Raw genomic sequence first — 276 nt, forward strand, 5'->3', positions numbered from 1 at the left:
GACCTCGGCGCTGATCATGCGGCCCGAGGAAGACCTCGAAACCGTCCATACGGTGTTTTTGGCCAATCTGGCCATGGCACTTGTGATGTCTGTCGCCTTGTATCTGACGGCCGCGCCGCTGGCGGTGCTGATGGGTGCGCCAGACAGTGCCTACCTCCTCCAGATCATGGCGCTGCTGATCCCCATCCAGCTGTCGGGCGATGTGGCCTACTGCCTGCTGGCAAAGCGGATGAATTTCAGCAAGGACGCGATGTGGAGCACGATCTCGGAATCGCT

General features: G+C 60.5%; 1 protein-coding gene. It reads left to right on the plus strand.

Annotated features, from left to right (window positions below; translation table 11 throughout):
• On the plus strand, positions 1 to 276 hold a 276-nt coding region (locus R0J92_RS22790; protein ID WP_411053339.1), incomplete at both ends, for an oligosaccharide flippase family protein.

It is taken from the genome of Tritonibacter sp. SIMBA_163 (assembly GCF_046535935.1).
Taxonomy (GTDB): Bacteria; Pseudomonadota; Alphaproteobacteria; order Rhodobacterales; family Rhodobacteraceae; genus Epibacterium; species Epibacterium scottomollicae.